We start from the raw sequence: 13,365 nt of genomic DNA, 5'->3' as shown, positions 1-13,365 counted from the left end.
GGCATGGGGAAGAAGAGAGGGGGGAAGGAATGGGGCACGGGCTGATAAACGGCAAATATTTTATAAAGGCTTAAAATGTAATGGTTACAGTGGAGTGCATTACCGATCTGCTTACCCCCGAAGGGGAGAGCCGGATCCGGGAACTGGTCCTGGAGGAAAAGCCGGTGGGCGTCTTCTTGAACGACGAGCCCGTAGGCACGGCCATGGTCATGGCCAGGGACCTGGAGGAACTGGCTGTGGGCTACCTCTTCGGACAGGGGCTCATTGAGCCCGGGGACAAGATATTCGACATAGAGGTCTGCGAGCAGGGCCGGGTCAATGTGTACGCAGAGGTAACCCCCAGACCGGATGAGGAGATGATCACCACCTCGGGATGCGGGGGCACGGGCAAAATAGCCAGGAGGCTTCTGCATGAGGATTATCCGCAGCCTGCAGAATTCTGCATCTCATTTGATGAGGTGGCAGAGCTTGTCAAAAGAACTCTTTCCTGGTCATCACTACCCCAGGATACCCATTGCGTGCACGGCTGCGGATACTTCAGTGAAGGCATTTTTCAGGTGTGCTACGAAGACGTGGGCAGGCACAACGCGGTGGACAAGCTCATGGGGGCCATTCTGCTGGGGCGGTTTTCCCCTGTGGGGGCAGCCTATACCACTGGCAGGCTGACCTCGGACATGGTGCTCAAATGCGCCCGCATGGGTATGCCGGTGGTGCTGTCCCGGACTGCGCCTTCGTCTTTGGGGGTGGAGATCTCCAGAAGGGCGGGTCTTACCCTGGGGGCATATGTCAGACCGGGCCGGGTGAATGTCTTCAATGCCCCGCACAGGTTTGTCAGGGGGTAGAGGAGTCAGGCTCTTTGGACTTGTCTGACAGGTCGGACAGGTCGGACAGGTCGGACAGGTCGGACAGGTCTGACAGGTAGGACAGGTCGGACAGGTCTGACAGGTCGGACAGGTGAGACTTGTCGGACAGCCTTGACTGACTCTACAGCCGGTTGATTACTGGTACTCCACCCAGAAAATGCGCCATAACCCTGCCCTGCAGGGTCTGTCCCAAACAGGGCGTGTTCTTGCCCTTGGAGAGCATGGTGTCGGGGCCCGGGGTCCACCGGTGCTCCAGGTCCACCAGGATGAAGTCCGCCGGCCGGCCCGGCTCCAGGGTGCATACCGGCAGACCGAAGAGCCTGGCCGGGGAGGTTGCCATGAGTCTGACCAGGTCCTGCAGTTGCAGCACATTGCGGCGGACCAGGTCCAGGCAGAGAGCCAGGGCGGTGTCCAGACCGGATATGCCGTTGGGGGCCTGGGCAAAGGGGACCTCCTTTTCAAAGTCCGCATGCGGTGCATGATCCGTGGCAATGATGTCCACCACGTTTTCCCGGACCGCCTGGCGCAGGGCCAGGACGTCGTCCGGAGTGCGCAGGGGCGGGTTGACCCTGGCCAGGGTGTTGTAGCCTTTTACCAGTTCTTCGCTCCAGTGCAGGTAGTGGGGGCAGGTCTCAGCGCTTACCGGGATGGATTTCTGCTTGGCCTGATAAATTAGCTCCACCGAGGAAGCACAGCTTATGTGGGCCAGGTGGACGGGGATGTCCAGGTATGCCGCCAGGAGTATGTCCCGGCTGACCTGCAGGCTTTCGGCCACGTGGGGGATGCCTTTGAGTCCCAGGTAATCAGACATGCGGCCCTCGTTCATGACCCCGCCGGCACTCAGGAAACTGTCTTCGCAGTGGTCAATGACTATGATATCAAGGTCCGAGGCGTATTCCAGGGCCCGGCGAAAGAGTTCGTTGTCCTGCACCGGCAGCCCGTCGTTGGAAAAGGCCCTGCATCCGGCTTCAGCCAGTTCCGCCAGGGGGGCCAGTTCTTTGCCCTTGAGGCCCCGGGTCAGGGCCCCCACAGGATAAAGGAAAGGCCCGTCAGGATGATGCTCATGGGCCTTTTGCAGCATGTACCTGGTAATACTTCCCTGGTCGTTTACTGGCCTGGTGTTGGCCATGGCCAGGACCCGCCCGAAGCCCCCGGCGGCAGCAGCAGCCAGCCCGGAAGCTATGTCCTCTTTGTATTCGAACCCGGGTTCGCGCAGGTGCACGTGGATATCTGTCAAGGAGGGCAGAACATGGCAGCACCGGCCGTCCAATGTCTGTTCCCTTGCAGATGGGGTGTCGTATGAGTCGCTGTCCGGTATAAAGGCCTGCAAACAACCCTGGTGCAGGATAAGGGAGCCTGATGTACTGTCCAGTACGACATTTTGTATATGAGTGTAAGACATGGTATTTTATTCCTCCGAGATTTCCTGCTCAGACTTGCTCCTGGCCAGGTACAGGTAGAGAAGGGCCATGCGTACGGCCACGCCGGAGCCGACCTGCTCCAGGATAAGGCTGTCTGCGCAGTCGGCCAGGCCGGAGGATATCTCTATTCCGCGGTTTATGGGCCCCGGGTGCATTATCCTGGCCCGGGGGGCGGCCTGTTCCAGGTGTCCGGCCTGGAGGCAGAAGCGGGAGGAGTACTCGCGCAAATCCGGCAAAAGCCCGGCCTCCTGTCTTTCCAGCTGCAGGCGCAGGCAGATGATTGCATCCATGCCCCGGCAGGCGTGTTCCAGGCTGGAATGCACCTCCACCGGCCACTGGCTTATACCGGCCGGAAGCAGGGTGCGCGGGGCGCAGACACTGATGCGGCAACCCAGCATGCTTAAGAGCTGTACATCGGATCTGGCCACCCTGCTGTGAGCTATATCCCCCAGGATAAGGACTTTCTTGTCCTGAAAGTCCTGCCAGTGCTGAAAAAGGGTGAACCCGTCCAGCAGGGCCTGGGTGGGATGGGCGTGCCAGCCGTCACCGGCGTTTAAAACGCTGCAGTCCAGGTGTCCGGCAATAAATCCGGCTGCGCCGCTCAGGGAATGCCTGAGGACTATGGCGTCTGGCTTCATGGCCTGCAGGGTCATGACGGTGTCCTTGAGGCTTTCGCCCTTGCTGAGACTGCTGCCGGTGGCTGCCAGGGAAAAGCTGTCCGCAGACAGGCGTTTGGCGGCCATATCAAAGGAGGTCTTGGTGCGGGTGGAGGGTTCGGCAAAAAAAAGGACAACGCTTTTACCCTTTAAGATAGGCACTTTTTTGATGCTGCGGGAGTTTATTTCCATGAACCTGGTGGAAGTATAAAAGATATGCCTGACTTCTTCAATAGACAGGGATTCAATATCCAGCAGGTCTTTTTGTGTCCAGTTCATGGGGGCACCTGAGGGTTTCGGGGTTTGATATGAATAACCGAAAAGAGCGCTGCAGGTCCTATGTTCAAGACCGAATGAATTATAGCTGACTTAGCTTGTTTGTGCAAGGAATCATCCTGGGTATAATTTCAGCCCTTTCAAGGAAAGCAGGGGACAGGCACCCCCCGCACTAAATTATTTACACAAAGTATCGCTGTAGTATAAAAAATCAAGGTGAATATGATAAAGGTTTACAGCCACAGCCTGGGCTGCCCCAAGAATCTGGTGGATACGGAGAATATACTGGCCGGACTGGGTGATGCTTTTTCTTTTGCTGCAGACCCAGAGGGTGCCCATGTGGTGCTGATCAACACCTGCGCCTTTATCCGCCCGGCAGTGGAAGAGTCCCTGGAAACAATTTTTTCGGTAGCCCAGGCACTCAAGGACTTGAGTCAAAAGCCGCTTCTGGTGGTGACCGGCTGCCTGGTGTCCAGGTACGGCCCCGGGCTTGCCAGGCAAATCCCGGAGGCGGACCTGTTCGTGCCCATCAGTGAACAGGATAAGCTTCCGGGCAGGATACTGCAGAAGCTGGGCCTGGTTCTGCCGGATCAAAGCGGGGTGCCCAGGAAGGGACCATTTAGTAGCTTTGCCTACTTAAAAATCAGCGAGGGCTGCAACAACCGCTGCGCTTTTTGTACCATTCCTTTTATCAGGGGCAGGCTCAAGTCCAGGCCGTTGGATGAGCTTGTACTGGAAGCCAGGCATCTTACAGACCTGGGTGTCCGGGAGCTGGTGCTGGTCTCCCAGGACAGCACCGCTTACGGCCGTGACCTGGGAAACAGGCGTGGGCTGGCTGCCCTGGCCGGAGAACTGTGCAGAGTACAGGGGCTTGAGAGGCTGAGGGTCATGTATCTCTATCCCTCCGGGCTTGACAGGAGTCTGCTGGCACAGCTTTCTGAGATCGGACCTCCATTTGTGCCCTATTTTGACGTTCCCTTGCAGCATGCCCACCCGGATATCCTCAAGCAGATGGGCCGGCCCTTTCAACAGGACCCGGAGCAGGTGTTGGGGCGTATCCGGGAATATTTTCCCGGGGCCGCTGTCAGGACCACCCTGATAACAGGCTATCCCGGTGAGAAGGAAAAGCATTTCCAGGCTCTCCTGGACTTTGTGCGCCGGGCCCGGGTACAGCACCTGGGGGTGTTTCCCTTTTACCCCGAGGAAGGCACCAGGGCGGCGTCGTTTGAAGGGCAGGTGCCGGGTGATATCCAGGATAAGAGGCGCAGGCTTGTCATGCAGGAGCAAAGAAAAAACAGTCGAGAGCACCTTAAGGGCTTTTCAGGAAAGATGATGGACATCCTGGTGGATGCCCCGCACCCGGAATGGCCGGGGCTTTATACGGGGAGGGTCTGGTTTCAGGCCCCGGAGGTGGATGGGATCACTTACATAAGCGGTCCCGGTGTCGCCCCGGGGAAAACGGTGCGGGCCGAAATCACCAGGAGTCTGGACTACGACCTGGAGGCTCTGGCATGAATTTTCAGCATCAAATTTAATAAAACATCATTATTTTTATTGTCAATACCTCTGGTATCTGCTAATCAGCGACAAATTTATTACGTGTGTTAGGGGGATTTATATGCAAAACACAAACGAAACCACTGATCAGCAGGACAACTTTGAAGCCGAGGTAAGTTTCGAATCCGCGCTGGAGGATTACCTTAACGCGGATTTCGGCGAGGTTCAGGAAGGCAGCATTGTCACTGGTGAAGTGGTCAAAGTGGAAAAGGACTATGTCCTTGTGGATGTCAATTTCAAGTCAGAGGGCCAGATTCCCATTTCCGAGTTTCTGGACGCAGAAGGCAATCTGAAGGTCAAAGAAGGCGACAAGGTAGACGTCTTTGTCACCCAGAAGGACGAAAACGAGGGTGCCATTTCTCTTTCCAGAGAAAAGGCCAGGCGGGTGAAGCTCCTGGATGACCTGCAGGACATCATGGACAACCAGACCACCATTCAGGGCCGGATTCTAAAGAGAATCAAGGGCGGCTACAACGTAGACCTGGAAGGTCTGGAGGCCTTTCTGCCCGGTTCCCACGTTGACCTGAGGCCCGTACCGGACATGGACGCCCTGGTGGGCCAGGAAATGGATTTTCGTATCCTCAAGATCAATCGCAGGCGCAGCAATGTTATAATTTCCCGACGGGTACTCCTGGAGGAAGAGCGTGAAAACATGCGCCAGGAACTTCTGGATACCATCCAGGAAGGACAGGTGGTCCAGGGCAAGGTCAAGAATATCACCGAATACGGGGTGTTCATCGATCTGGGGGGCCTGGACGGACTGCTGCACATCACGGACATGTCCTGGAAAAGGATCCGCCATCCCAAGGAAATGGTCCAGCTGGGGGATGAACTGGATCTCAAGGTGCTGGGCTTCGACGCCGATGAAAAAAAGGTCTCCCTGGGACTTAAACAGCTGGTGAGTGATCCCTGGGAAAACATCGAGGAAAAATACCCCGAAAGTACCAGGATGACCGGCAAGGTCACCAACCTGGCGGATTACGGTGCTTTCGTAGAGCTGGACGACGGTGTGGAAGGCCTGGTGCATATCTCTGAGATGTCCTGGACCAGGAAGCTCAGACATCCATCCCAACTGGTAAAATCCGGGGACGACGTGGATGTGGTGGTGCTGGGCATAGATTCGGACCGCAAGCGCATTTCCCTGGGCATGAAGCAGGTCAGCCCCAACCCCTGGGACGTTGTCGCGGAAAAATATCCCGAGGGCACCATACTCGAAGCTCCGGTGAAGAATATTACCGAATTCGGTCTTTTTATCGGTATTGAGGACGGCATAGACGGTCTGATTCATGTCTCTGACATGTCCTGGACCAAAAAGGTACGCCATCCCTCCGAGCTTTTTAAAAACGGAGACATGGTCCGGGCCAAGGTCCTGACTGTGGACAAGGACAATGAGAAGTTCACCCTGGGCATCAAGCAGCTCACTGATGATCCCTGGGCCGAGGTTCCCAAACATTATCCGGTGGGAACGACTGTTACCGGCAAGATCACAAATATCACCGACTTCGGACTTTTCGTGGAGGTGGAAGAAGGCATCGAGGGCCTGGTACATGTCTCGGAAATGAGCCGCAAGAAAATAAAGAATCCCAAGGAATCCTTTACCGAGGGCCAGGAAATCCAGGCCAAGGTAATTCATGTGAGTGCTGATGAACGCAGGCTGGGCCTGTCCATCAAGCAGCACCTGGAAGAGGAGGAGAAAAAAAGTTCCCCGGCGGAGCAGCGCGGTAAGAACGGCACTACCGCCCCGGGCAGCAATTTAGGGGATCTAATTCGACAGAAGCTGGAAGAAGGGGATGGAGACAAGCAAGACTAAATTCAGTCAGAGACATCCGCTGATTTTTGGTTTCATGCTCATAATTGCGGCCGTGGTCACATTCATGCTGGCCATGGCCGCTTTTAATTTTCTCTTTTTTGACGGACCAAAATTAAGAACCCAGCCCAAGATCGGGGTGGTCAACGTCAGCGGTCTTATTACAGATTCCAGGGATATTGTTGACTGGATCCAGGAACTGGAAGAAAAAGATTCCGTAAAAGGTGTGCTCTTGAGAGTCAACTCCCCCGGAGGGGTGGTGGCCCCGTCCCAGGAGGTCTACCGGGCTGTATATGAACTGGCCCGGAAGAAGCCGGTGGTGGCCTCTTTGGGGGCTGTGGCGGCCTCGGGAGGATACTACGTCGCCAGTCCCGCCGGCGTGATAGTGGCCAATCCGGGAACCCTGACCGCCAGTATCGGGGTCAAGGCTACCCTGACCAATATCCAGGAGCTTCTGCAAAAGCTTGGCATCCAGGATCAGACGGTCTTCAGCGGTGAGTTCAAGGATGCCGGGACCGTAGCCCGCCCCATGACCGACGAGGAGAGAGAATACTTCCAGGGCCTGGTGGACGATATGCATGAGCAGTTTGTAATGGACGTGGCCCAGGCCAGGGGCATGGACGAACAAAGGGTTTCCCAGCTGGCTGACGGACGGGCCATGACCGGAAGGCAGGCCTTTGATGCCGGTCTGGTGGATGAACTCGGAGGTATGAGCCGGGCCCTGGACATACTCTGCGAAAAGGTCCAGTTGCCCAGGGACGCCAAGCAGCTGGAAGGACCGGAGGAGAGGATCTCCATCCTGCGCAGGATCTTGAGCGAGTTCTCCCTGGGGGAGGATCTCATCGGGCCAAGGTGGGTTTTTTCCTATGAGTGATATGCACCAGGCTTTAGAGAAGGCCGGGGCAGGGGAGCGCATCACCAGGGCAGAGGCTCTGATTCTGGCGGACTCCGCAGGTGTGCACCAGCTGGGGCAGGCGGCCCTGGAGGTACGCACCAGGCTTTTCGGGCAGCAGGCCTTTTTTGTATACAACCAGCACCTGAACTATACAAACATCTGCGTCAATGACTGCCGCTTCTGCGCCTACAGCAAGAGGAAAGGAGAGGAAGGCTCTTATGTCATGATGGTGGAAGAGGTCAGGGAGGCCATAAAATGCCGGCTGCACGAGCCTGTCGAGGAAGTGCATGTGGTAGGCGGATTGAACCCGGATCTACCTTATGATTATTATCTGGAGATGCTGGCTGCCATCAAGGAGGCCAGACCCGGGGTGCACATCAAGGCCTTCACCGCGGTGGAAATAGCTTTTCTGGCCCAAAAGTATAAAAAGACGAGAAAACAGGTTTTAACCGAGTTCACACAGGCAGGCCTTGATGCTCTGCCAGGAGGCGGGGCCGAGGTCTTTTCCCCGCACCTGCGCAGTAAACTCTGCCCGGAAAAACTCTCCGGGGAAGAGTGGCTTAAGGTGCATGAGCTGGCCCACAGTCTGGATATACCCACAAACTGCACCCTGTTATTCGGTCACATTGAGACCTGGCAGGATCGCCTGGATCACCTGCAGGCCCTGCGGGATCTGCAGGACAGAAGCGGCGGTTTTTTATGTTTTATTCCCCTGCCTTACCAGACAGGCGGCAACGATCTGCAGGCCGAAGGCCCCGACGGACTGGACATGGTCAAGATGTGGGCTATTTCCAGGGTTTTTCTGGACAATATACCGCATATCAAGGCTTACTGGGTTTTTTGCGGTATCAAGGCCGCCCAGCTGGGACTCTGGTACGGGGCGGATGATTTTGACGGGACCCTCGTGGAGGAAAAGGTGGGCCACGCCGCAGGGGCGGATACCCCCAGGGGCCTTGGCATAGAGCAACTGCAGCATCACATCCAGGCAGCCGGAATGATACCGGTACGCAGGGACTCCTTTTTTCAGCCCCGGACCTGATGCCTGGAAAGGATTCATTTCAGGGTAACCACCGAGGATCCCCCTGAATGGTTACACTATGCAGGGGGGCTCAAGATTTAGACCGGCAGTCCGGCCTGGGGACCGACCCCAGGCCGGATTCCGGGACTGAACAGGTCCGGCTGCAGCGCTGGAAGCCGGTATTACCGCCAAAACAGCCTGAATCAGAGCTGGAGGTTTTGCAGGGCTGAAAGGACTTCCCGGGGTGTGATGCTTGTCATGCATTCAGCGGGGCAGGGCCTGCTCATGCGGCCGTGCAGGGAGCAGGGCCGGCAGGGCAGGCGGGTTTGCAGGACAATGTTTTTTTCGCCTGTGGGAAAAAAACCCCATTCCCGGGTTGTGGGGCCGAACATGGCCACCAGGGGGGTATTTACCGCCCGGGCCAGATGCATAGGGCCGGAATCCCCGGTTACAAGGGCGGAGCAATGCTTGAGAAGGGCACATGTCTGCCGGATATCAGTCCGGGAAGTAAGATCCCGGGAACTGTCCGGCAACAGTCTGTATCTTTCCCTGCCCAGAACAATCCATTCCATGCCGTGATCCTCCAGCAGGGTAATCAGGCTCAGCCAGTGGTCCGTGGGCCAGGCCTTGGCAGGATGCGTGGCGTAGGGATGCAGGGCTATAAGGGGTTTTCCGGGGCTGGAGGAGTTGTTGACCATGATTGCGCTACCGGCCAAAAGCCTTCTACCGCGGGCTTTTTCCGCGGGTTCCAGGTAAATGCATGGTTCGAGACGGTCCGATCCGGACCTGTAAGGGCAAAGGGCCTTGAAATAGCGTCCGGGAACGTCAGTTTCCAGAAGGCTTCGCCTGAAGAACCTGCCCCTGCTGAGGCTGTATAAACGCCGCTGCAGGGCCATTTTAGGATAGACACGGGTCCTGGAAGGCCACATCAGGCCTAGGATCCTGGAGCGCAGACTGGCATGCAGGTCCACAAGCTGCAGGTGACCCAGGCGGTGCCCCAGCCGGCGGCAGAAACTGAACCAGCCCGGAGTTGTCAGGTCCTGCTTTGAGACAGGGATGATTTCACTGACAGCGGGGTGGTTTTGCAGGACAGGGGCAAAGGGCTTTTTGGTAATAAAGATAAACCTGGTCCCGTACCGGGCATGCCAGGACTTGAGAACCCCGGTGGTCAGCACCACGTCTCCCATGGAGCCCAGGCGGACAACCAGACAGGTTTCTGAAAAATCAGCAGTCACGAAGTTTTTCCTTCAAAGCGTAAAACACCCTTTCAGGGGTGATATCCTGCATGCAGCGATGGTGTTCCCGGGGACATGCCCTGGGACCATGCAGTCCGCAGGGCCTGCATTCAAGGTCGGTTTCAAGCACGGTCGAGTGCTCTCCCCTGGGAAAAAACCCCAGTTTTCTGGTGGTGGGTCCAAAAAGGGCCACCACAGGGGTCATTTGCACCCAGGCCAGGTGCATGGGCCCGGAATCGTTGCACAGGTAACAGTCCAGCTTTCTCAGAAAGGCTGCCAGGCTGGGCAGATCCAGCCTTCCAGAGAGGTTGATCAACAAATCCGGACGTCGGACCAGGTCTGCAATTCCCCGGGCCGTCTCTTCCTCGCCGGGACCTGCAAAAAGCATGACCTGAATGCCCAGTTTAGCATGCAGCATGTCTATGACGGCTGCATAGTTCCTTCCGGACCATTTTTTGGTGGCCCAGGCGGCCCCCGGATGCACCCCCAGAACCGGGCCGGTGATGTACTCCCGCCAGAATTCCCTGGCGTTTTCCGCGGCCAAGGGATCCAGGTGGAGCCTGGGCCGGCTCTGAGTACAGGCGATATTCAGGGGCTTTAGCAGCTGCAGGATCCGTTCAATCTCATCCAGCTCTTCAAAGCGCCTGCTGACAGTGCAGGTGTAAGCCCGGCGATTGAACCAGGGGGAGTCGTAGCCGATGCGTGTCCCGGCACCGGATGAAACAGCCAGGGCTGCGCTTCTGAAACTTGCGTGGGGGGATACCCAGAGGTCAAAGCCGGCGCTTCTGATCCTGGCGGCCAGGCGAAGCATGCCCCCCGGCCCCCTGTCCCGTCCGTACTTGTCTACTTCCAGCACTTCAAGGCCTGGGTCCGGCTCAAAAAGAGGGCCAAGCCCCTTGCGCACAAAAAAGCTCAACCGGGCCTGTGGAAAGGCCAGGGACAGGTTATGAAGCAGGGGCAGGGTCAGTACCGCATCCCCTAAAAAGGCGGTCTGCCAGATTCCGATATTTTTGAAGTTCAAGGTTCACCTGCTGAATTGCACGCATGCCCAAGAGAGGCGTTTGCATATCTTTGCTGCAGCCAGCTCCAGGCCGCCGGCAGGTCCCGGGCAACAGCAGCGGGGATGCCGGGTAATGCCCGGCTGCAGGGCTCAGACCACTGGCTGAGGGTTGGTTCCAAGCCAAGCTGGGCCAGGGTTTTTCGGCCTTTTCCGGTGCAAAGCAGCATAGATGCTCTAAAACCGCAGGCCTGCCCGAATAATATATCATCTTTTTTGTCCCCGAGCATGACTGATTCCCGCGCCAGGAGTCCATGCCTGGCGCATAGTTTTTCCCACATGCCGGTACCCGGCTTACGACAGGAGCACCCTTTCTCCGGGGCGTGAGGGCAGAAGGCGCTGTCCTGGATTTGAACGCCCCTGACTGCGAGCAGTTCCAAAAGCCTTTCATGTACTCGCTGGTAGTCTGTAAGACTGAAGTATCCCCGGCCTATGCCGCTTTGGTTGGTGACCACAAAAAGCCTGCACCCGGCCTGTGTCATGGTCTGCATGGCCAAAACAGCTCCAGGCAGAAACCGGATTTCTCGGGGGTGGCAGAGGTAGTGTCTATCCTCTATAATGGTCCCGTCCCGGTCCAGAAAAATATTTTTGATGTCCAAGGATGCTCTTACCCGGCAGGGTTGAATTGTTTTTCTGATATCGCTACAGCGACACTTTATTTGAACTCGAAGGGGACTGGCTGCCCGCATTTATTATAATAATCCGTAACACTACAGCGAAACTTATAAAACTTTTCAACCTGCCTAAACTGGGGACAGGCACCCCCGCACTTATTTTTATTAAAAATGATCTTGGTTTTATTGGAAAAAATAAGTGCGGGGAGAGCCAGTCCCCGGAGGTCAATCATAAGTTTCGCTGTAGTGGTAAGTCTTCCTTAGGAAAATAAGTGCCGGGTGCCTGTTCCCAGTGGCCGAGGCAAAAATTAACACAAAGTGTCGCTGTAGTGATATCTGTATACGTTTTTTATTCAGCAGGGGACAGTCCCCATGCCCCTACTGGAAAGTGCTGAACAGATACGAGTCTTTAATGTTTATGCTTGCCTCCAGTCAATCCTTGTGTTAGCGGATTAGTGAAATATGTGGGAGCTAATAATTGCCTTCTCCCTGGCGGTGATCATCTCCGCCTTTTGCTCGATAGCCGAGGCTTCGCTTTATTCCGTGCCCTGGAGCTACATTGAAAGGCTTCGTAAGGAAAAGAAAAAAAGCGGGCAACTCCTTTATATCCTGCGCTCCAGGATAGACCAGCCTATAACCGCCATTTTGACCCTGAACACTCTGGCCAACACTGCCGGGGCCGCTATAGCCGGAGCAGCTGCAGCCAGTGTGCTGGGGGCGCACAATCTCATCTATTTTTCCATTGTCTTTACCCTGACAATACTTATATTCTCTGAAATAATTCCTAAAACCATGGGGGTGGCTTACAACAGAAGCATTGCCCCGAGGCTGGCCAAGCCCCTGGTAGTGCTGGTGTGGCTGCTCAAACCGGCTATAGTAGTGTGCAGATATCTGGTGGGATTTATCGAGAGAAAAAAGCCCGGTCCCACCACCTCGGAAGAGGACCTGCTGGCCATGATAAGCCTGACCCGCAGGTCCGGAGTCATAAAGCCTTACGAAGAACTGACCATTCAAAATATTCTTTCCCTGGACAAGAAAATGGTCAAGGATATAATGACCCCCAGGATGGTGATTTTTTCCCTGCCTGCCAGGATGAGCGTTTCAGAGGCCCGGGGTTACAAGACATACTGGCCCCACAGTCGTATACCAGTCTACGAAGGAGATGATCCGGAGGATGTGGTGGGCATTGTCAACCGCAGCCAGGTCCTGGAAGCTTTGGCCAATGACCAGGACCACATCAAGCTGGAAAACCTCATGCGGCAGGTTGATTTTGTGGTGGAAACAATGAGTCTGGACCGTCTGCTCATCAAATGCCTGAATGCCAGGGTGCACCTGTTTATGGTGCTGGACGAATATGGCGGCATAGCCGGGCTGGTAACCCTGGAAGATGTCATGGAAGAGATTCTGGGCAAGGAGATTGTAGATGAGACGGATGAAGTGGCTGATATGAGGGAACTGGCCAGGCAAAGAAGGCTGGAGGTCAAAAGCCGGACAAAGGCCGGCGGTGCCGGAAGATGACCCCGGAATTCCGGATAAAATAAGGTTAAACAGATACCTCTGGATAAAAAGGACCGGCCTGAAACAGGATGGTGTGCCTGTAGGCGTGTATTTTTGGGCTTGAATGCTGAACAAAAAAAGTGTAAATAATCGTTCCTACATCGAAGCTTGTTATTTTGGAAAGCAGGGGGCAGGCCTCATAGGCGCTAACTTTACGAGAATGGCCCATTGTATTCGTCATTCCGGCGAAAGCCGGAATCCAGTTTTTTAGATAAATGGATAAACATGCAACAGTATTGCCCATGGTTATGAGAGTTATCGCAGCTCACATAACACTACAGCGAAACATATATATTGACCTCCGGGGACTGGCTCTTTTGCCGCCTGATTTTTTGTTCAATTGCAAGTTATCAAACGGCAAAAGTGCCTGTCCCCAATTGAGACAGGTTGTAAATTTTTGAAGTTTCGC

At 55.6% G+C, this 13,365-nt stretch carries 12 protein-coding genes; 7 read left to right on the top strand and 5 right to left on the bottom strand.

Features of this window, described 5'->3' with window-relative positions; genetic code table 11:
- Positions 1 to 80: 80 nt before the first annotated feature.
- Positions 81 to 842, top strand: coding sequence for a formate dehydrogenase accessory sulfurtransferase FdhD (locus tag QZP87_RS08170; RefSeq protein ID WP_291322430.1), 762 nt, complete (start codon positions 81 to 83; stop codon positions 840 to 842).
- 142 nt (positions 843 to 984) lie between these two features.
- Here the strand turns inward: QZP87_RS08170 and QZP87_RS08165 are convergent, their stop codons facing one another.
- Both QZP87_RS08165 and QZP87_RS08160 read right to left on the bottom strand, forming a co-directional pair.
- Positions 985 to 2,265: a dihydroorotase gene (locus QZP87_RS08165; RefSeq protein WP_291322429.1), complete on the bottom strand. Its 1,281-nt coding sequence runs from the start codon at positions 2,263 to 2,265 to the stop codon at positions 985 to 987.
- A 6-nt stretch (positions 2,266 to 2,271) separates the two neighbouring features.
- Entirely contained in the window at positions 2,272 to 3,219 is a 948-nt protein-coding gene (locus QZP87_RS08160; protein ID WP_291322428.1) for an aspartate carbamoyltransferase catalytic subunit, read from the bottom strand.
- 219 nt (positions 3,220 to 3,438) lie between these two features.
- Here QZP87_RS08160 and rimO point away from each other — a divergent pair, with 219 nt between their 5' ends.
- The 5 genes from rimO (at position 3,439) to QZP87_RS08135 (ending at position 8,723) form a co-directional block, all read left to right on the top strand.
- A complete protein-coding gene (rimO, locus tag QZP87_RS08155) occupies positions 3,439 to 4,731 on the top strand; it encodes a 30S ribosomal protein S12 methylthiotransferase RimO (RefSeq protein WP_291322427.1) in 1,293 nt (430 codons plus the stop codon).
- A 103-nt stretch (positions 4,732 to 4,834) separates the two neighbouring features.
- A complete protein-coding gene (locus QZP87_RS08150; RefSeq protein ID WP_291322426.1) occupies positions 4,835 to 6,583 on the top strand; it encodes a 30S ribosomal protein S1 in 1,749 nt (582 codons plus the stop codon).
- Positions 6,564 to 7,454 carry a signal peptide peptidase SppA gene (gene sppA, locus QZP87_RS08145; protein ID WP_291322425.1) on the top strand — a complete coding sequence of 297 codons (891 nt, stop codon included), beginning with the start codon at positions 6,564 to 6,566 and terminating at the stop codon, positions 7,452 to 7,454. The genes QZP87_RS08150 and sppA overlap by 20 nt, the downstream gene beginning before the upstream one ends.
- Positions 7,447 to 8,514 carry an aminofutalosine synthase MqnE gene (gene mqnE / locus QZP87_RS08140; protein WP_291322424.1) on the top strand — a complete coding sequence of 356 codons (1,068 nt, stop codon included), beginning with the start codon at positions 7,447 to 7,449 and terminating at the stop codon, positions 8,512 to 8,514. The genes sppA and mqnE overlap by 8 nt, the downstream gene beginning before the upstream one ends.
- 47 nt (positions 8,515 to 8,561) lie before the next feature.
- The gene (locus QZP87_RS08135) at positions 8,562 to 8,723 is read left to right on the top strand and encodes a hypothetical protein (protein ID WP_291322423.1); all 162 of its coding nucleotides are present in this window, start codon (positions 8,562 to 8,564) and stop codon (positions 8,721 to 8,723) included.
- Here the strand turns inward: QZP87_RS08135 and QZP87_RS08130 are convergent.
- From QZP87_RS08130 to QZP87_RS08120, 3 genes are read right to left on the bottom strand one after another with little or no spacing between them, the layout of a single operon-like run.
- The gene (locus QZP87_RS08130) at positions 8,697 to 9,728 is read right to left on the bottom strand and encodes a glycosyltransferase family 9 protein (RefSeq protein ID WP_291322422.1); all 1,032 of its coding nucleotides are present in this window, start codon (positions 9,726 to 9,728) and stop codon (positions 8,697 to 8,699) included. The genes QZP87_RS08135 and QZP87_RS08130 overlap by 27 nt on opposite strands.
- Entirely contained in the window at positions 9,718 to 10,749 is a 1,032-nt protein-coding gene (locus tag QZP87_RS08125) for a glycosyltransferase family 9 protein (protein WP_291322421.1), read from the bottom strand. The genes QZP87_RS08130 and QZP87_RS08125 overlap by 11 nt, the downstream gene beginning before the upstream one ends.
- Positions 10,746 to 11,384: an HAD family hydrolase gene (locus tag QZP87_RS08120; protein ID WP_291322420.1), complete on the bottom strand. Its 639-nt coding sequence runs from the start codon at positions 11,382 to 11,384 to the stop codon at positions 10,746 to 10,748. Before QZP87_RS08120 ends, QZP87_RS08125 begins: the two co-directional genes overlap by 4 nt.
- Before the next feature lie 477 nt (positions 11,385 to 11,861).
- Between QZP87_RS08120 and QZP87_RS08115 the strand changes: the two genes are divergently transcribed.
- Positions 11,862 to 12,917 (top strand): hemolysin family protein, encoded by a 1,056-nt coding sequence (locus QZP87_RS08115; RefSeq protein ID WP_291322419.1) that lies wholly within the window; start codon positions 11,862 to 11,864, stop codon positions 12,915 to 12,917.
- Positions 12,918 to 13,365: the final 448 nt, after the last annotated feature.

Source organism: Desulfonatronospira sp. (assembly GCA_003563255.1).
In the GTDB taxonomy this organism is placed as follows: domain Bacteria; phylum Desulfobacterota; class Desulfovibrionia; order Desulfovibrionales; family Desulfonatronovibrionaceae; genus Desulfonatronospira.
The sequence above is the reverse complement of the archived record's forward strand: the minus strand, read 5'-3'. Positions and strand labels throughout refer to the sequence as shown.

What these genes read in the sequence shown, in the direction of transcription:
- QZP87_RS08170 (WP_291322430.1), top strand. Translation starts at nt 81, where the DNA reads ATGGTTACAGTGGAGTGCATTACCGATCTGCTTACCCCCGAAGGGGAG.
- QZP87_RS08165 (WP_291322429.1), bottom strand. Translation starts at nt 2,265, where the DNA reads ATGTCTTACACTCATATACAAAATGTCGTACTGGACAGTACATCAGGC.
- QZP87_RS08160 (WP_291322428.1), bottom strand. Translation starts at nt 3,219, where the DNA reads ATGAACTGGACACAAAAAGACCTGCTGGATATTGAATCCCTGTCTATT.
- rimO (WP_291322427.1), top strand. Translation starts at nt 3,439, where the DNA reads ATGATAAAGGTTTACAGCCACAGCCTGGGCTGCCCCAAGAATCTGGTG.
- QZP87_RS08150 (WP_291322426.1), top strand. Translation starts at nt 4,835, where the DNA reads ATGCAAAACACAAACGAAACCACTGATCAGCAGGACAACTTTGAAGCC.
- sppA (WP_291322425.1), top strand. Translation starts at nt 6,564, where the DNA reads ATGGAGACAAGCAAGACTAAATTCAGTCAGAGACATCCGCTGATTTTT.
- mqnE (WP_291322424.1), top strand. Translation starts at nt 7,447, where the DNA reads ATGAGTGATATGCACCAGGCTTTAGAGAAGGCCGGGGCAGGGGAGCGC.
- QZP87_RS08135 (WP_291322423.1), top strand. Translation starts at nt 8,562, where the DNA reads ATGGTTACACTATGCAGGGGGGCTCAAGATTTAGACCGGCAGTCCGGC.
- QZP87_RS08115 (WP_291322419.1), top strand. Translation starts at nt 11,862, where the DNA reads ATGTGGGAGCTAATAATTGCCTTCTCCCTGGCGGTGATCATCTCCGCC.